The organism is Roseovarius sp. JB2-10 (assembly GCF_055693585.1).
Window position 1 is genome coordinate 3,944,020 of the sequence record NZ_CM146337.1, and the last position, 17,812, is coordinate 3,961,831.

The 17,812-nt window shown below is 56.9% G+C and carries 18 protein-coding genes and 1 tRNA gene; 10 read left to right on the forward strand and 9 right to left on the reverse strand.

Going from position 1 to position 17,812, the window contains the following annotated elements:
* Positions 1-66 precede the first annotated feature (66 nt).
* Positions 67-1,500 carry a Glu/Leu/Phe/Val family dehydrogenase gene (locus tag ACZ1HJ_RS19505; protein ID WP_472720284.1) on the reverse strand — a complete coding sequence of 478 codons (1,434 nt, stop codon included), beginning with the start codon at positions 1,498-1,500 and terminating at the stop codon, positions 67-69.
* Positions 1,501-1,834: 334 nt separating this feature from the next.
* Here ACZ1HJ_RS19505 and ACZ1HJ_RS19510 point away from each other — a divergent pair, with 334 nt between their 5' ends.
* From ACZ1HJ_RS19510 to ACZ1HJ_RS19520, 3 genes are read left to right on the forward strand one after another with little or no spacing between them, the layout of a single operon-like run.
* Positions 1,835-3,607, forward strand: coding sequence for a pilus assembly protein TadG-related protein (locus ACZ1HJ_RS19510; protein WP_472720285.1), 1,773 nt, complete (start codon positions 1,835-1,837; stop codon positions 3,605-3,607).
* Between the two features lie 8 nt (positions 3,608-3,615).
* Positions 3,616-4,149, forward strand: coding sequence for a TadE/TadG family type IV pilus assembly protein (locus ACZ1HJ_RS19515; protein ID WP_472720286.1), 534 nt, complete (start codon positions 3,616-3,618; stop codon positions 4,147-4,149).
* 1 nt (position 4,150) lies between these two features.
* Positions 4,151-4,753: a TadE/TadG family type IV pilus assembly protein gene (locus tag ACZ1HJ_RS19520; protein WP_472720287.1), complete on the forward strand. Its 603-nt coding sequence runs from the start codon at positions 4,151-4,153 to the stop codon at positions 4,751-4,753.
* Between the two features lie 8 nt (positions 4,754-4,761).
* On the opposite strand, the gene ACZ1HJ_RS19525 is transcribed toward ACZ1HJ_RS19520, so the two are convergent.
* Both ACZ1HJ_RS19525 and ACZ1HJ_RS19530 read right to left on the reverse strand, forming a co-directional pair.
* Entirely contained in the window at positions 4,762-5,247 is a 486-nt protein-coding gene (locus ACZ1HJ_RS19525) for a hypothetical protein (protein WP_472720288.1), read from the reverse strand.
* A 65-nt stretch (positions 5,248-5,312) separates the two neighbouring features.
* Complete coding sequence (locus ACZ1HJ_RS19530; protein WP_472720289.1) at positions 5,313-6,257, reverse strand: NAD(P)-dependent oxidoreductase; 945 nt, start codon at positions 6,255-6,257, stop codon at positions 5,313-5,315.
* A gap of 290 nt (positions 6,258-6,547) precedes the next feature.
* Between ACZ1HJ_RS19530 and ACZ1HJ_RS19535 the strand changes: the two genes are divergently transcribed.
* Positions 6,548-7,978 (forward strand): matrixin family metalloprotease, encoded by a 1,431-nt coding sequence (locus tag ACZ1HJ_RS19535; protein WP_472720290.1) that lies wholly within the window; start codon positions 6,548-6,550, stop codon positions 7,976-7,978.
* Between the two features lie 58 nt (positions 7,979-8,036).
* Here the strand turns inward: ACZ1HJ_RS19535 and ACZ1HJ_RS19540 are convergent, their stop codons facing one another.
* Complete coding sequence (locus ACZ1HJ_RS19540; RefSeq protein ID WP_472720291.1) at positions 8,037-8,624, reverse strand: TetR/AcrR family transcriptional regulator; 588 nt, start codon at positions 8,622-8,624, stop codon at positions 8,037-8,039.
* Between the two features lie 107 nt (positions 8,625-8,731).
* Here ACZ1HJ_RS19540 and ACZ1HJ_RS19545 point away from each other — a divergent pair, with 107 nt between their 5' ends.
* From ACZ1HJ_RS19545 to ACZ1HJ_RS19565, 5 genes are all read left to right on the forward strand, one after another.
* Entirely contained in the window at positions 8,732-9,019 is a 288-nt protein-coding gene (locus tag ACZ1HJ_RS19545) for a hypothetical protein (RefSeq protein ID WP_472720292.1), read from the forward strand.
* 75 nt (positions 9,020-9,094) lie between these two features.
* Complete coding sequence (locus ACZ1HJ_RS19550; protein WP_472720293.1) at positions 9,095-10,399, forward strand: homoserine dehydrogenase; 1,305 nt, start codon at positions 9,095-9,097, stop codon at positions 10,397-10,399.
* 69 nt (positions 10,400-10,468) lie between these two features.
* Complete coding sequence (gene glpX / locus ACZ1HJ_RS19555; RefSeq protein ID WP_472720294.1) at positions 10,469-11,434, forward strand: class II fructose-bisphosphatase; 966 nt, start codon at positions 10,469-10,471, stop codon at positions 11,432-11,434.
* 31 nt (positions 11,435-11,465) lie between these two features.
* The gene (gene recJ, locus ACZ1HJ_RS19560) at positions 11,466-13,214 is read left to right on the forward strand and encodes a single-stranded-DNA-specific exonuclease RecJ (protein ID WP_472720295.1); all 1,749 of its coding nucleotides are present in this window, start codon (positions 11,466-11,468) and stop codon (positions 13,212-13,214) included.
* Between the two features lie 121 nt (positions 13,215-13,335).
* Positions 13,336-13,410 (forward strand) — tRNA-Glu (locus tag ACZ1HJ_RS19565).
* A gap of 168 nt (positions 13,411-13,578) precedes the next feature.
* On the opposite strand, the gene ACZ1HJ_RS19570 is transcribed toward ACZ1HJ_RS19565, so the two are convergent.
* The 5 genes from ACZ1HJ_RS19570 to ACZ1HJ_RS19590 form a co-directional block, all read right to left on the reverse strand.
* The gene (locus tag ACZ1HJ_RS19570; RefSeq protein WP_472720296.1) at positions 13,579-14,157 is read right to left on the reverse strand and encodes a hypothetical protein; all 579 of its coding nucleotides are present in this window, start codon (positions 14,155-14,157) and stop codon (positions 13,579-13,581) included.
* Positions 14,087-15,232 (reverse strand): recombinase family protein, encoded by a 1,146-nt coding sequence (locus ACZ1HJ_RS19575; protein ID WP_472720297.1) that lies wholly within the window; start codon positions 15,230-15,232, stop codon positions 14,087-14,089. Before ACZ1HJ_RS19575 ends, ACZ1HJ_RS19570 begins: the two co-directional genes overlap by 71 nt.
* Positions 15,204-15,644, reverse strand: coding sequence for a DUF2924 domain-containing protein (locus tag ACZ1HJ_RS19580; RefSeq protein ID WP_472720298.1), 441 nt, complete (start codon positions 15,642-15,644; stop codon positions 15,204-15,206). The genes ACZ1HJ_RS19575 and ACZ1HJ_RS19580 overlap by 29 nt, the downstream gene beginning before the upstream one ends.
* Positions 15,641-15,913, reverse strand: coding sequence for a DUF3489 domain-containing protein (locus ACZ1HJ_RS19585; RefSeq protein WP_472720299.1), 273 nt, complete (start codon positions 15,911-15,913; stop codon positions 15,641-15,643). Before ACZ1HJ_RS19585 ends, ACZ1HJ_RS19580 begins: the two co-directional genes overlap by 4 nt.
* Positions 15,914-16,032: 119 nt before the next feature.
* Positions 16,033-16,242, reverse strand: a complete 210-nt coding sequence (locus tag ACZ1HJ_RS19590) for a hypothetical protein (RefSeq protein ID WP_472720300.1) — start codon at positions 16,240-16,242, stop codon at positions 16,033-16,035.
* Between the two features lie 296 nt (positions 16,243-16,538).
* Here ACZ1HJ_RS19590 and ACZ1HJ_RS19595 point away from each other — a divergent pair, with 296 nt between their 5' ends.
* On the forward strand, positions 16,539-17,099 hold the full coding sequence (locus tag ACZ1HJ_RS19595; RefSeq protein ID WP_472720301.1) for a Hint domain-containing protein: 561 nt from the start codon (positions 16,539-16,541) through the stop codon (positions 17,097-17,099).
* Positions 17,100-17,812 lie beyond the last annotated feature (713 nt).

Below are 17,812 nucleotides of genomic sequence, written 5' to 3' on the forward strand. Positions count from 1 at the left end.
ATAGCAATGGGGGACCGAAGCCCCCCATCAATTTCGACATTCTCAGGCCAGTGCGCGACCCGAAGGTCAGAGGCCCAAAGCGCGGTAGCTGTCAGCCACCTTGCCGATAGACACCAGATACGCCGCCGTGCGCAAATCATCGACGTCTTCACGGCCGTGCCAGACCTCGCGCATGCCCTGATAAGCCGCGCGCATGGTGTCATCGAGACCCGAGCGTACCAATTCAAGCTCGCCTGCACCGCGCAGGTATTTCTGCTTGAAATCCGGGGTCATTGACCAGGAACCGCCCAGGTGTTTGTCGAGACGCTCCAGCTCATCCACAATCAACTGGTGACGTGCCTCTTCCTGACGACGGCCCAGTCTGCCAAACCGGATGTGGCTGAGGTTCTTGACCCATTCGAAATAAGACACAGTGACACCGCCGGCGTTGGCATACATATCCGGGATGATCACGCAGCCCTTCTTGCGCAGAATATCGTCAGCCCCGGCCGTCACGGGACCATTTGCCGCCTCGATGATCAACGGCGCCTTAATGCGGTCCGCGTTGCCCATGTTGATCACACCCTCAAGCGCCGCCGGGATCAGGATATCGCATTCCTCCTCCAAAACGGCGGAACCTTCTGCGGTATGCCGGGCATCGGGATACCCGGTGATGCCGCCATGTTTGGTGATCCAGTTTTTCACCTCTTCGACATTGATGCCGTCGGGGTTAAAGAGCGCGCCATCGCGTTCGATGATGCCGGTGATCACGCAGCCATCCTCTTCCTGCAGAAACTTGGCGCCGTGATAACCCACGTTCCCCAGGCCCTGTACAATCACCCGTTTGCCATCCAGCGTGCCTGAAAGCCCCGCCATTTTGACATCTTCCGGATGACGGAAGAATTCCTGCAACGCGTATTGCACACCGCGCCCCGTTGCCTCGGTCCGGCCCTGAATACCGCCCGCATTGATCGGTTTACCGGTCACGCAGGCCCGGCTGTTGATATCGGTGGTGTTCATGCGTTTGAACTGGTCCGAAATCCACGCCATCTCGCGCTCGCCCGTTCCCATGTCGGGGGCGGGCACGTTTTGGCTGGGATTGATCAGATCGCGTTTGATCAGCTCATAAGCGAAACGACGGGTGATCAATTCCAGCTCATGGGCGTCCCATTCACGCGGATCGATGCGCAACCCGCCCTTTGATCCGCCAAAGGGCGCTTCGACCAGCGCGCATTTATAGGTCATCAACGCCGCCAGCGCCTCGACCTCATCCTGATTCACGCCCATGGCAAACCGGATACCGCCCTTGACAGGTTCCATATGTTCCGAATGCACCGAGCGGTACCCGGTAAAGGTATGAATTTGCCCCCGCAAGCGAACCCCGAACCGCACCGTGTAGGTCGCGTTGCATACGCGGATCTTCTCCTCCAGCCCCGGCGGCAAGTCCATCAGCGCAACGGCGCGATTGAACATCAGATCGACACTTTCGCGGAAACTTGGCTCTTGGAGCGGTGCATTCATTGGTTCTCTCCCTGAAATAAACTGACGGTGGTATTGTGTTTTTTCTTTAAACCACCGGAAGTATCGCAATCGTTAAACGATGCGACAGTTTTGTCCAACCCGGATTTGCCAGCGTCAACGCCGCGCATATCGATTTGACGTCTTTGCCTTAATCGTTAACGCAGCAACGACAATCCACCAATCGCCTAGAGATTGTTGTGAATTTGAGCCTAATTACATGTTAATTAAAGGTTAATTTCTCCCTTTACGCCATATTCTCGCCACACAGATCGGTAAATTAGACCGCGGTGTAGTGTGTTCATACGGGCGACTAACCGCCCAAAGAGGTGATGACATGAGTAAAGAGATGCAACTTAAACATTTGGCCAAAACAGGCCGAAAATCGATGATCGAACGTGCGCTTTCAAAGCGTATGAAGAGCTTTAAGAGTGACGAGGATGGCGGCGTTGTCGCGTTCACACTCTATATGCTTCTTGCATTCCTGATCATCGCAGGGGTCGGCATCGACACCATGCGTCACGAAATGCAACGCTCGCGACTGGCCGCTGTGGCAGATGCCGCATCGCTGGCCGGCGCTGTGATGCCAGACAACGACTCAGCTAAAGCCGTTGTGACGGATTACTTCAACAAGATCGGTCTGGGTGACAACCTGGATGATTTCGCTGAAGGCGACGTCAACATCACACTCAACACCGCCAAAGTTACCGTCAACACCTCCGTGGATGTTGACACCTACCTGATGAAGCTTGTCGGGATCGAAACCCTCAGCGCGGCCGCCACCTCGACCGCCGAGAAACGCGTTCCCAAACTGGAAATCGCACTCGTGCTTGACGTTTCAGGCTCGATGCGCGGTGACAAGCTGACCAATCTGAAAACGGCTGCGAAACAGTTCGTGACAACCATTCTCAACGCCTCCGATCCCGGCAGCTCGGTGATTTCGATCATTCCGTTCAGCTTTGGCGTGACACCTCCGATTGAAGTGTATGAAGCACTGACAGTCGACGAAACCCACGACTATTCGACATGTCTTGTTTTCCAAGAAGATGATTTCGATGACACGGCAATCGATCCGGATACAACATACGCGCAGCAGATTTACACGTCTTACTATGACATCAGCGGCGATTTCGACCGGCTCAACAGCGAATGGCGGTCATGCTACACGGATGACTACTTCCGCTTCCTGCCGTACTCGATCAGCGAGACTGATCTGCACAATAAGATCGACAGCCTGCAAGCGGATGGCAACACATCTGGGCACCTCGGCGTCAAATGGGCAGCCGCTCTGCTCGACCCTGCCTTTGACGAGGTTGCAGAAGTTGTTGCGCCTGATCTGAACAACATCCCTGCGGAGTATAACGAATTGGCGACCCAGAAAGTCATCGTGATGATGGGCGACGGGAAAAACACCAATTCCTATTACTTCAATGACCCGAATGGTCTTCTGGACCCAAGCACACCTGAGCAGCACGCTGCTGCTGACTATCGTGGCCCGGGTTCGGACCTGTGGAACGTTACCTACAACGACGAAGTCTTCCAGTATGGATACTACGTCTACAATCACTCCTACCGGACCTACAATGAGGGCAACTGTGCCAATTGGTGGTGGGAATGCGTATACGCCAGTGAGACGCGTTCAAGCTACTTCCTCTACGATGGTTACGGCCACGACCGGTACTGGAATATCGCGGACGAAGAGTGGATGACACCTGCTGAATTTGCAGCCATCGACGTTGTCCTTGACGGTGACGGAAATGAATTGCGCGATCAACTGGATTGGGAAAACGCGTGGGGCCGGATGTCTCCGGACTACCATAACCTGATCACAGGCGCAGATTCCGAAGATGATTACCAGGATGAAGAAACCATCGGTGGTTCAGCCAAGAACACCCGTATGGGCAAGGCCTGTACCGCTGCAAAAGCGGATGGCAAGGACGTGATCATCTACACGATCGGTTTCGAAGTGACAGAGGGCGGAACAGCGGAGACCGAGCTGAAGAAATGCGCGACATCGCACTCACAGTACTACCGTGCTGAAGGTGTATCGATCAGCAGCGCGTTCAACTCGATCGCCACAAACATCCAGAACCTGAGGCTGACACAATGACAAATCGGTTGAGTAACTATTTGCTGCGTAGACTGGACGAAGAAGAAGGCAACGCATCGGTCGAATTTATGATCGTTGTCCCGATCTTCCTCATCCTTCTGATGATGACGATCGAACTTGGCTTCATCACCATTCGCCACACGTTGATCGAACGTGGCTTGGACATCGCCGTGCGCCAGATCCGTCTGGGAACCGGTGAGCCCAGCAGCCACGCTGAGATCAAGACCGTGATTTGCGAAAACGCGTCTTTCATCAACAACTGCGACACGGAACTGCGGTTGGAAATGATGCCGGTTGACCTGCGCGCCTATGCGACGCTCGATCCGGATGCCAAATGCAAAGAGAATGCGGAACCGGTTGATCCGGCCATCCTCAAGAAAGAATTTGTATTTGGCGGCGTAAACGAGCTGATGGTTCTGCGGGCCTGCTATCTGTATGAGCCCATCTTTCCCGAAGCCGTCCTTGGCCAGGCCCTGGAAAAAGACAGCAACGGCAAAGCTCGTATCATAAAGATGACCGCCTTTGTTCAGGAGCCCACGTAACATGAAAAAGTCATTCGCAAAACGCGTCATGCGCCGCTTCTGCGGCGAACGAGACGGCTCCGTCATGGTCGAAACGGTGATCTGCCTGCCCCTGTTGATCTGGGCGCTGGTGGCAACCTGGGAATTCTTTGAGGTGCACCGCTACCGCAGTGCCCGCGAGAAGGCGACCTACACAATTGCTGACCTTTATTCGCGCGAAACGTCGTCGATCAATGCGACCTACGTGGATAACACAATGAAATTGTTCGATGCCATTTCGAACGATGATGGCACCAACCAAATTCGTGTGTCGGTCATCCAGTACGATCTGGCGGCGGACGAATTCAAAATCCGCTGGTCCGAAGTACGCGGCACGGGCACGATGTCTGCTCTGACCGACCCGGATGTCGCCAGTGCGCACGCCACATTGCCCTTTATGGGTGACGGTGAAGAGCTGATCCTGGTTGAATCGCTATCCGACTACGAGCCTACGTTCAACGTTGGCCTGGGAAGTGTCGTGCCGATCGACACCCGCCTGTTCACCAAGATCCGATTTGCCGCACAATTGTGCTGGGTCGGAACCTATTGCGGGGACGATGCAGACGGCGGCAGCGGCAGCTCCTGATCCGCTCCTTACTCAGACGGAAGCGTCATGGCCGAGATAATCTCGGCCATGGCTTTCGTTTGTCCGGCACCGGTGACGCCCCCCACCCCCACGCGATCCCCAAGTGACCACCATAGCCCCGGCCGCCAGCGGCGCGGGGTCTTTGTTTTTAGTCGCAGCATGAACCCGTTTGACGGTTTGAACGCAAAAACGCCGCGGTCCACAGACCGGATATTGGCGACATCCGAAATCAGTATTCCATCGCTGGTGCGCAATTCGGTCTTGGTCAACTCGATCCGGGCCTGAGTGACTTCCCACATCGTATAGCTCAGCCACAGAATGCCCACGCCCAAGGCAAGCAAAAACGCCCCCCATCCCATGTTTGACGGTGGGTTGGTCAGGGCGACATAGATCAGGATCACGCCAAGCACACCCAATACGCCGACACCAAAGATGCGGCGTGGACCCGAGGCATACACAACTGCCAGAATTTCATCGTCCTTGAGATCATCCATGAGACTGCCCCCGTTTCGCCCCTGCCCATACCCGGTTTGCGCCGGGGATGCGAGAGGCCTCCCGGTCAGATCTTGGGATGCACCTCAGCGCCGCGCTCTTCAGGTTCATCATCCGTCATTTCGGGCGGGAAGCCGGGCGCCGTGACATCCAGACCGGTTTTTTCCTCCAACCGCTTGATGATATTGGGGCTCAATTCGCGCGGGCCAAAACGGGAAATCCCATCCTTGAAGATATCGATCAACAAGGGGCTGAGCTCCAGCGGCACCCCGGCCCGGTCCGCAACCTCTTGAAATAGGCCAATATCCTTGGCCACCAGATCCATCGTGAAGGAGATATCCCGGCTGCCATTCAGAATGACCTGGCTTTCAGTTTCATGAACAAACGACGTCCCGGAACTGATTTTGATCGCCTCATAGGCAACGTTCAAATCCATATCTGCCGCCTTACAGACGGTCAGCGCTTCGGCGCAGCTGACCAGATTGGCCGTGGCCAGATAATTTGTCACCACCTTGAGGATCGAGGCACTGCCCAACTCACCAGTGTGCAAGACGCGCCGCCCCATGATAGTCAACAATGGCAGGATACGCTCAAACGTCGCCCGGTCGCAGCCCGCGAAGATGCTGATATTTCCGGTGTCCGCCCGATGACAGCCGCCCGACACCGGGCAATCCACCGCGGCTCCACCCGCGGCAATGACCATCTCGCCGAGGTGTTTGACCTCAGCTTCGTCGGTTGTCGACATTTCCATCCAGATTTTGCCCGGCCCCACGTTGGGCAGCATTTCCTGCATCACCGCATCGCTGGCGGCGGGGCTAGGCAAGCACGTGATCACCGCGTCGCACATGCGCATCAGCTCTGCCGGCCCCTGCGCTGCCTTACCGCCCCGATCCACAAATTTCTGCACCAGATCTGCATTCAGATCAAAGACAGTCACGTCCGATCCATTGCGCAACAGGCTGCCCGAGAGTTTGCCACCGACATTGCCGAGGCCGATAAATCCGATTTTCACGCTGTAGTCTCCCTTGGTCGTTGCGCCGACTGTTACTGCGACTCATGCCGCTCACTATCCCATCCGCGACACAGGTGGCGCAAACAGACAGGCGCTCCGACGCAAATCCGCAAACGCGGGTCTGTTACCGGACCAAACGCGTGTATTTAGTGATTGGACCGGCGGCAGCCATCTTCCTATAGTCCCATAAGGGTACAAATGCCGCGAACGATCTTCTTTGGCGATAACTCACCAGACGAGAACGGAATCGCACGGCGCGTTGGCCATCGATCTTTTGGGGAGAGACGAACATGCCAAATCTGGTCGGAACGAAATGGGGGTCGCCACAACTGGGCACGCCAGGGGGTGTTGTCACGTGGAGCCTTGCGGACGCAGGCGAGAGCATTGGGCGCTTTGGTGCAGGGCTGTCCGTTTCAGGCGAAAGTTTTCTCACATTTGACTTTGAATCGGAAATTCGCGCGTCGTTCCAGGAATGGTCAGACGAAGGCAATATCGAATTTTTGCAAGTCGAGGATCAGGGTGGATCGGCCGGAACCGGAAGAGTTGCTGACATCCGCATTTTCTTTGGCGCCATCCCCGGCACATTCATAGGTTTTGCGTTTTTCCCGCAAAATGGAAACAGCCCGATCGCCGGCGACATTCTTTTGGACCGGCTCACAATTTTCAACGTGGATCGGGACCTGTTCAAAGGGCTGGTGTTGCACGAAATCGGCCACTCGCTTGGGCTGGATCACGTCAGTGCAAATTCGATCCTGACGCCGCAGATCAACGTATCCACGTTGCAACCGGATGATGTCGCGGGCATCCGCCAAATCTACGGCACCCAAGATGGCGCCGACCCTGTCTACCAGTTGAAAGGTGGCGGCTTTATAAAAAGCCTGGGTGGTCTGAGCAATCTGACCGTTGAGGGTGATGCGCAAAACAACCGGTATCGCGGCTCCGATGAAGCCGAGGTTATCAATGGCAACCGAGGCTGGGACCGTCTGGATGGCGGCGGCGGCAACGACACGATCAATGGAGGCAATGGGTGGGATACCCTGCTGGGTGGCGCTGGTGCTGATCAGATCGATGGGGGCAACGGGTTTGATCAGGCCGATTATCGCAACGCGTCTTCGGGCATCGTTCTGGATGCTGCCAGTCCGGCAGGCACTGGCGGGGACGCCGCTGGCGATACCTTCACCAATATCGAGAAGTATGTCGGCAGCGAGTTCGACGATACGATCCGTGGAAACGCGGAGGACGATGTCCTGATTGGCCGCCGCGGGGATGACGACCTGCTGGGCCGAGCCGGGGACGACAAGATCAAGGGCAAGGGCGATAGTGATCTGATCGATGGCGGCGCAGATAATGACACGCTGATCGGCAATTCCGGTGATGATACGCTCTTGGGGAACAGCGGGAATGATGTTCTGCGCGCAGGCCGAGGCAACGACACGTTGAATGGCGGCACCGGGGACGACACGCTGGTGGGCGGCTTTAACGGTGATACGTTTGTCTTTGTCGATGGACATGGCGACGACACGATCTCCGACTTTAAGGTATCAGCGAACACAGAGGTGATTGACCTCAGCGGCATCAGTTCATTGAACAGTTTTGGTGATGTCACGGCGGCAGCAAGCAACACCTCGGCGGGCGTGCGGATCGATACCGGCGGTGGCGATTCCATCCTGCTCAGCGGTGTTACTCTGGGCAGCCTGAGCGTGGATGAGTTCCTGTTCTGAAAATGTGACGCAAACCGGCGCTGTTCGGCAAAAATCAAGGCGTGCCGGATAAGCCGCGTCAGGCGGAAACCGTCTTGCGGATCATCGCCCAGTAAACTTCTTCGACCTCCGCAAGGCTCAGGCGTCCGGCATCACTATACCACGTGTTCACGCCGGTCAGCATGGCGATGACGGCCATCGCCGCGACCCTTGGCTCGGCCACGTCGAATTCACCTGCTTCCACGCCCGCACGCAGAATATCTGCCAAGGCTTCCTCGTAGGCGCGGCGCAGTTTTTCCAGGGCAGCAAAATTGTCCGGGTTCAAATTGCGCAATTCCATGTAGGAGATGAAAACGGCTTCTGGTCGTTTGGAATGAAAGCGGATGTGAAACCGGGTGAATTGCTCCAATGCCGCTGTCGGGCTCGCGGCGCTTCCCTGTGCGGCGCGGGCGGCCAGCAACTCATCCATATGACCCTTCATCAGGTCAAAAAGCAGGGTTTGTTTGTCCGGCGTGTAATTATAGAGGGCCCCGGCTTGCACGCCGACCTCCCCCGCGATCTGGCGCATCGAGACCGCCGCATAGCCATGACGCGCAAAGAGCTGCAACGCCGCGGCGCGCACCCGCGGGCCCGTAATATCTGAATGAGATCCTTGGGTTCGTGCCATGGGCAAGATTTAACTGAACATTTGTTCAAATCAATCCCCTGCTTGCCCTGCCCCCGCAAAAAGTGGCATGACAAACCAGAGACCTTGAGAATTGATCGGCAATCCTGATGCGCCCGACCCATGTCCTGATATCGGCTGTTGCTCTGGTTCTGAGCGCCTGTAGCGACTTTCCGGAACTCGAAGAGGTTGTGGAAGATACGTCGCGCAATTCGCCTTATCCCAAGCTGGTCCCAATCGAACAGATCACCTCGGCCGTCCCGACAAGCCAGATCGGCCCAGACGCCACGCTGGATGTGGAAACCCGCGTCAATCGCTTGCGCGCACGTGCGGCGCGGCTGAAAGGCACGGTCGTCGACGGCGCCACGCGTGAACGGATGGTCGCGGGCGTCAATTAAGCCAGCGATGCGCCAAAACCCGCGTTGCATGGAACGTTCGAACCGGTTACATCGCAGCCCCAGACCTATTCGCGAATGTTGATCGGAGAGCCCTATGACAACCCCCTGCGCCTTGGCATTGCTGGTTTGGGCACCGTCGGCACCGGTGTCGTCAAGATCGTGCGGCAAAAGGCAAATCTGTTGGCCAACCGTGCAGGACGGCCTGTTGAGATCACCGCTGTCTCCGCCCGCACCCGGGCCAAGGATCGGGGTGTCAATATTTCGGATTATGCCTGGGAAGACGATCCGGTCGCCCTGGCCACACGCGATGACGTGGATGTGTTCGTTGAAGTCATGGGCGGCAGCGATGGCCCTGCCAAGGCCGCAACAGAGGCCGCGTTGGCAGCAGGCAAAGACGTCGTCACCGCCAACAAGGCGATGTTAGCCCTGCACGGCCAAGCCCTTGCCGAAACCGCAGAAGCAGCCGGTCGGGTAATTCGCTTCGAAGCTGCCGTCGCCGGGGGCATTCCCGTGGTCAAGGCGCTGACCGAAGGTTTGGCTGGCAATGACATCACCCGGGTCATGGGCGTGATGAATGGTACCTGCAATTACATCCTGACGCGTATGCAATCGGCCGGTCTGCCCTATGCCGAAGTCTTCGAGGAAGCCAACCAACTGGGATATCTCGAAGCGGATCCAACGCTGGATGTGGGCGGCATCGACGCCGGACACAAACTGTCGCTTTTGGCCGCGATCGCGTTTGGCACGCAGGTCAATTTCGACGGGGTCGAGCTGGAAGGCATCGAACGCGTCACCATCGACGACATCAATCATGCCGCCGACATGGGCTACCGCATCAAATTGCTGGGCGTTTGCCAGATGACCGGACGGGGTCTGGAGCAACGCATGTCGCCCTGCCTCGTGCCTGTCAGCAGCCCCCTGGGTCAGCTTGAAGGCGGTACCAATATGTGTGTGCTGGAAGGCGACAATGTGGAACAGATCGTGATGCGCGGCCCCGGCGCGGGGGAAGGCCCAACCGCCAGCGCCGTTATGGGCGACGTGATGGACATCGCGCGCGGCATCCGGATTTCGACCTTTGGCCAGCCTGCCGCCGGTCTGACGGCTGCCAAGCCTGCTAAGGCGGTGACGCCAGCACCGTTTTATTTGCGCATCGCCCTCGAAGACAAACCGGGCGCGCTGGCCAAGGTCGCGGCCATTCTCGGCGAGGCCGGCGTGTCGATTGACCGGATGCGCCAGTATCAACACGCCGACACTACAGCGCCAGTACTGATCGTGACCCACAAAACGACGCGTGAGGCGCTGGACGGTGCGCTGGATGCCATGGCCAAGCTGGACGTGATTGATGGCGCACCCGTCGCCCTAAGAATTGAAACCGTATAACCCGCAGCTTGCGCCGGGCAGCCCTGCCCGATAATGCTGAACCGACCCGATAAACGTAAGGAAATGCCGATGTCAGCCCCAGTTGATTTTAACGATCGTATGCTTTCGCTTGGTCTGGCCCGTGTGTCGGAAGCGGCGGCATTGGCCTGTGCGGATATGATCGGCCGCGGCGACGAAAAAGCCGCCGATCAGGCCGCCGTGAATGCCATGCGCGAACAGCTGAACTTGCTCAGCATCGCAGGCGTGGTCGTGATCGGCGAAGGCGAGCGGGACGAAGCGCCCATGCTCTATATCGGCGAAGAGGTCGGCAGCGGTGATGGCCCCGGCGTCGACATTGCACTGGACCCGCTGGAAGGCACCACCCTGACCGCCAAGGCCATGCCCAACGCCCTCACAGTGATTGCCATGGCACCGCGCGGCACGCTTTTGCACGCGCCGGACACCTATATGGAAAAACTGGCCATTGGCCCGGGATACGCCAAAGATGTCGTCTCCCTCGACATGTCCCCGCGCGAGCGGGTTGAGGCGCTGGCCAAGGCGCAGGGCTGCAAGACCAGCGATATTACCGTGTGCATTCTGGAACGCCCGCGCCATCAGGACATGATCGCCGAAGTGCGCGCAACAGGCGCATCGGTGTACCTGATCACCGATGGCGATGTGGCCGGTGTGATCCATTGTGCCGAGGCTGATCGCACCGGCATCGATATGTATATGGGCTCGGGCGGCGCACCAGAGGGTGTTCTGGCGGCCAGTGCGCTCAAATGCATGGGCGGCCAGATCTGGGGCCGGCTCCTTTTCCGCAACGATGACGAACGCGGCCGCGCCACCAAGGCCGGTATCACCGATTTTGACCGCACCTATAGCCGCGATGAAATGGTTACCGACGATGTCATCTTTGCCGCCACCGGCGTCACTGACGGCTCCATCGTCACCGGCGTCAAACGCCGCCCCGGCTATGTGGAAACCGAAACCGTGCTGATGCGGTCCAAAACCGGCTCGCTGCGTCGGATGATCTACCGCAACCCGGTGGAGTGATCCCCAACCACACCAAAAATCGCGGGGACGGATGACGGCATTTCTTGGCATCACGCAGTCCTTGACGGGCCGGGCCTGGATCGGACCCACGCCTGAGACCACGCGCCATGCCGAGGCGATGGCGCAACAGACCGCCCTGCCCGCACCGCTGTGTCAGACATTGGCACGTCTGGGCGTCACACCCGAGGACGCGCCCGCGTATCTCAAACCGCAACTGCGGGACCTCTTGCCAGACCCGCGGAGCTTGAAGGACATGGAACGCGCCGCAGAGCGTTTTCTGGCGGCCGTGAAACACCGCGAAAAGATTGCTGTCTTTGCAGATTACGATGTGGACGGCGGCAGCTCCGCCGCCCTGCTGATCGATTGGCTCCGGCAAAAAGGCCTTGCAGCCACGCTTTATGTGCCTGACCGGATCGACGAAGGCTACGGCCCCAATGAACCGGCCATGGCCGAGCTCGCGGCGGTTCATGACCTGATCATCTGCGTGGATTGCGGCACGTTGAGCCATGAACCGGTGGCCGCCGCGCAAGGCGCAGATGTCATCATCCTCGATCACCATCTCGGTGGCGAGACGCTGCCTGATGCCTTGGCTGTCGTGAACCCGAACCGGCAGGATGAAACCGGCGATCTCGGGCATCTCTGCGCCGCGGCAGTCGTATTTCTGATGCTTGTCGAAGCCGGGCGGCAATTGCGCGAGGCCGGCGAAAAAGGCCCTGATTTGCTTGCCCTGCTTGATCTTGTCGCGCTGGCCACAGTGGCTGACGTGGCTCCGTTGCGGGGCGTGAACCGCGCCTTTGTGCAACAGGGCTTGCGTGTCATGGCGGGTCGCGCGCGCCCGGGTCTGGTGGCCCTGTCGGACGTGGCGCGGCTGGATACGGCACCCGCTGCGTACCATCTGGGCTTTGTCTTGGGCCCCCGCGTCAATGCCGGCGGGCGCATTGGCAAGGCAGACCTTGGCGCGCGCCTCTTGGCCAGTGCCGATTTGAACGAGGCCCGGGCCATGGCCGAACGCCTGGACCAGCTGAATACCGAACGGCGCGATGTTGAAGCTGCTGTGCGCGCCGCCGCCATGGATCAGGCCGAAACCCGCGGGCTCGACACGCCATTGGTTTGGGCCGCAGGCGAAGGCTGGCATCCGGGCGTTGTTGGCATCGTGGCGAGCCGCCTCAAGGAAGCCACCAACCGGCCCGCCATTGTGATCGGTCTGGACGGCGATGAAGGCAAGGGATCAGGCCGGTCAGTGAGTGGTGTTGATCTGGGGGCATCGATCCAACGCTTGGCGGCGGAGGGGCTGCTGATCAAAGGTGGCGGGCACAAAATGGCGGCCGGGTTGACCGTGGCGCGCGATCAACTGGAACCTGCCATGGCGCGACTCTCAGAGCTTCTGGCGCGGCAAGGTGCGGGCGACGCGGGCCCGTCCGATCTGCGCCTCGATGGGCTCCTGATGCCCGGGGCCGCGACCGTGGAACTCGTCGAACAAATCGAATCTGCCGGACCTTTTGGCGCAGGTGCGCCCGGCCCACGGTACGTCTTCCCGGACATGGCCATCAGCTTTGCCAAACGCGTGGGCGATAGTCACCTGAAACTGCGGTTTGGAGATGGTATGGCTGCGCAGATGGATGCCATTGCTTTCGGCGCTTTCGACGGTCCTTTGGGCCCCAAGCTGGAAAACCATGGCGGCACGCGGTTTCACTTGGCGGGACGTTTGGACATCAATACCTGGGGCGGACGCCAAAACGTGCAATTACGCCTCGAGGATGCCGCACAAGCCACCACTTGACGTCCAAGACAAGGCCTGCCGCGACATGCGGCACATTACCCCGCCCTTCGGTAGATTTTTTGCAAAATCCCTCTTGCGTCATCCCGGCGTTTTGCCTAGAGAACGCTTCATGCCACGGCATGGCCCGTTCGTCTATCGGTTAGGACGCCAGGTTTTCAACCTGGAAAGAGGGGTTCGATTCCCCTACGGGCTGCCACTTACCCCTGCCAAAACCAGTTCTTTCGAGTTTGCGCGATACTTTCGCGTGGTTTCAAAGGTTTGGCGGTGGGGTTGTTTTGCAGAGACCCGAATGGCGAGACAGTTGACCCGTAAATCTGCGCCTTGTCTCTGTCGGGCAATTCCGTCTTACCAGTTTGGGATCGCGTTAGAGGGTTGCGATGAGCTTGCGTTGTTCACCCCAGCAGATGGGGAGCTCATGCTTGGTAATCCAAGTCGAAGTCAGACCGATCGGCTGTTTGCCCGCAACGATATCACGCACAATATCCGGCGCGAGGAAGGCAAAGTTCAGCGTTTGCTGAACCCGCTTCCTAGTGGTGTTTTCACCGCCCGCGATCTGATCCAGCGTCTCGCCGTTCTTGATCCGGTCCAGCCACTGATGCGACCTCGCGATGTTTGCAATCAATGATATGTCCGGCTTCGATTTTTGCCCGCCCATCACGAACCGGGTTTCAACGCCGCGGCGGCGCAGATTGAATGGGATCGTAAAAACAAGCTCGCTTAACGCAAAGCTTTCGATGTCTATGCCAAGCTCCCGGCTCAAAACAGTTTTAGCCAATGCAATGGTCAGTGATCCATCCTGAAGATCAACACGATCGACCGTCATCAGGATCCAGTCTGGATTGTCCAAATGCACCAGAGCACGTTGGTGGGTCTCAGGGTCGTTTGTCTGAGATAACCAAATGCCAATGCTGGATTGGAGCTGCCTCTGAATCGCCTGCTGCACAAAGACCTCCAGCGCTTCTGCAGGCAATCGCCATCCCCTTGCTCTTCAGATCAACCTTTCTTCCGGTCACCAGCTTACGAGAGATGTAATAGCGATAACGTCGTCCGCGTTTCTTGGAATGGCTGGGCGACAGACAAATTCCATTTTCATCGAACAGTTTTCCTGTCAGTGGTGAAGGATCAGTTTTGCAAGATCGACGCCCACGTGGAGCAGAAGCCTTGCTGGCAAGCAACACCTGAACGCGTTCCCACCGCGCTGGATCAATGATGGATGGATGCTGCCCCTCATGGACCGTGCCTTTGTGCGGAATGCGTCCGGCGTAGATTGGGCTCGTCAGGATGTGATGAATGTGACCGCGGGATAGCACGTTGCCACCGCGCCAGTGACCAGCTTTAGCCTGCCGCCTGCGCGATCGAATGCCAGACTGTTCAACCACCTTGGCAACCCGGTTCAGCGCCCCATGCTCTTCATAAAGATCGTAAAGCGTCCGTATGGTGTCGGCTTCACCCACGTTTATCTTGAGGGTTCGTCCATCGGCGTCATAGCCCAATGGCACGCTGCCGCCCATCCAGAAGCCTTTACGTTTGGAAGCCGCGATCTTGTCGCGGATGCGTTCTGCCGTCACTTCACGTTCAAACTGCGCAAAGCTCAGCAGTACGTTTAAGGTCAGCCTGCCCATACTCGTTCCCGTGTTGAAGCTTTGGGTGACCGAGACAAAGGAGGCCTCGGCCTTGTCCAACCGATCCACCAGCCTGGAAAAGTCCGCCAGGGACCGCGTCAGTCGGTCGATCTTATAGACGACAATCTGATCCACCTGCCTGTCGTCAACATCCCGCATCAGTTGCTGCAGCGCTGGTCGATCCAAATGCCCGCCTGAGATGCCGCCATCATCATAGTGCCTCTCCAGCAATTCCCAGCCTTCATGGCGCTGGCTAGTGATATAGGCTTCGCATGCCTCTCGTTGCGCATCCAATGAGTTGAATTCCTGCTCGAGCCCTTCTTCACTAGATTTACGCGTATAGATGGCACATCGAATCCGACGCAACTTACGCGCTCCGAACGGATGATAGACCAAAGAAACGGGGACCACTCCAGCGCGCACCGGTAATGTGCCGGGCGACCGCACTCAAGGACATGTAGGTCTTGCCATCCAGCACATATCCCTTGGCAGTCGTCTCAACGCGATAAATTCGGCCATTCCACTCTCTCACCAGAGTAGCGCCCTCACCGACCACTGGAGCAACGCAACCCTCCCTTTTACCCTCCAATGCCGATCTCAGTGCGCGACCTGTTGCTGCAGAATGACCGCCCAACCGTCGGCATTGCAAATCATGCGTCAGCACCCGCTGCATAAACGGCACCGACAGATACTTGGGCGGTGCCAATTTGAACGTGGTCTTCCAGGCTTGGATGCTGCCTGCACGATCAGTTTGCAGGATCAGATCAAGTTCCGCGAGCAGATCGAGCACCTTCGACCGCGCGCTCATGCTTTTGCCGGTTGCTTAATGATCCGATAGACAGCGCCTGTATCCCCGGCGCTTCGTTCAATGATCTCACCTGCTTTGCGCAGTCCTGAGATGGCGGCGCGCGCGGTGTGCGGCTGCCAGTTGAAGGTATCCTGGAGTTCTAAGATCGATGCCCCGGTTTTGCGCTTTAGCAGCTTGCGCAGTTGCTCAGGCCGGGTGATCCCAGCGCGCGCCGAGTTGATCATACAAGCTTGGTCTTTTGTCTTCGCTGACGGTGTTGCCTTTGTCATTTTGGTCTCCACTCTCTGTACGCCAGGCCATCCGGCGCCTTGTACTGAGTGGAGCCCGGGAGGTCCGGGCACGCAAGTCACATGTGTAGTACCGCTTCCCGCAGCGAGGAAGTCCAGCGCTATTCGGTTGAACTTAGCTGGATGTGTAATGTATCGGGAATGCTCTGATTCCGACGGCTGAGTTCAAACAAATTCTTAGATAACTCGGCGGGTTTTAATGCCGATACATGCGCACCCTGCCCTTCCGCAGCCAAGCCCGCTGCGTCTTCCCGTGCGGCCTTCAGATCAACAAATCCCTTTGAAATCTCGTCTCCATCAATCTCATCCATGACCCCAACCCGCTTATTGTGAACACGAAGTACTGCCCTTGTTGGAAAAAGCGGGAATCTTGAAGGAAGGGCGGAATCCGCACACATGGCGAAAGGGCTTGGCCGCTGAAAGAACGAAGGCATGCGGCTCTAGATCAACTGCGCGAAAGAGACAAGTTTCGAGCAATATCACTCGGGTGAGCCATTTAGGAAACATTGAATTTCCTGGTACTGTATTGGTTTTTCGTTGAATTAAATTTATTACCAAGCCGTTGCGTTCCAAGTTTCAAGTTCCGTAACTAGTAAATGAGTAAAAAATGTCATCCCATGAAAGCTGTGAGTTTTCACTACTGCAAAGAGTTGCAGGACAGTGTGATGTAAACAAGTTGGTCGGCGCACAGCGACCGCCCTTTTCCAAGAAACTATTATGGTCCCTTCCAGGTTTCGGCGCTGGCGCATGCGTTGCGACGTCGTTCGGTAATGTGCCAGTTGAAGCCCTGCGTTCGTACGACCCTGTCAGAACGCGAGATGGCCGCTTTCTTAAAGTTCAGCACGTTGACGTAGTTCGACTTGATCGTCGGTTTCTTCTAACTCACCCTGACGCCCAACCAATCGCTATTCCACAAAACGGTTTAGGGATAGATATCCCAAACCAAGCAACCCGTGTGTCAGGATGCCAGAAAATTCGTTCGCCTGGACAATTCAATCAGGCTCCTGGTCGTTCAGCAGAAGATTACGTTGGTCATGGCAACATTGCGCGAAAATTCTGCGGATACTTCAACTACTACATGTTTCATTGTGGTGAACCATGCACTGTCAACGTCAATGGTATGTGGGTCGATCTGAATCCTGGTTGTATGGAAGTGCCCCAGGATTGATGCTGCGGAACCTTGCATTTGAACTTCGTCGACCGAGTCAACCCTTCACACAATGAGCAGCATAGTGCAAAAATGGGCTCAGAGCAGTCGTCTACGGCGAGGCACCTACACCTTCACGGCTGGCGGAAACAAAACAATTGCGGCTGCAGGGTTTAAATGTAGGCAAATGGATAAAATTTTATCGAAAGCCTTAATGTTAGATTAACCAAAGTATTTCACCTTATGTCTGAATTCACGCAAACTGTAACGGGCAGATGAAAATGGTAGGATTGCTTTTCGTTTCTATATTCTTGGGATCACTATCGGCTGCTACTCTTGTATTTTCAGGTTGGCCACTTTGGTTTGCTTCTATCGTCTATTTTTGCAGCGGGTTGATGGGCGTCGGCCTGATGTTGTTGATGCCTCACTTGCGTTCTTTTCTAGCGAGTTGCGTTGAATGGGCAATGCAATCCTCTACAAAGGTAAAGTTCTGGCAGCAAAAAGAAGCGATTTGCCTGGAGCCGCAACCTGTTCCCGATTTGTCAGAATACTTGTTCCACAGTAGGCGCAATCGAGGCTAGTGGCTGCAGTGTTGTATGCATCGGAATTGCGCTAGTGTTCTCACTTTGTTAGCAAAACGCACAAAAAAAGCACAATATCTGACGCCACACAGTACGTGAACCATATTGAGTGATTGATTTTATTGGCAGTGCAGGCAGTCTCTGGCTAACCTG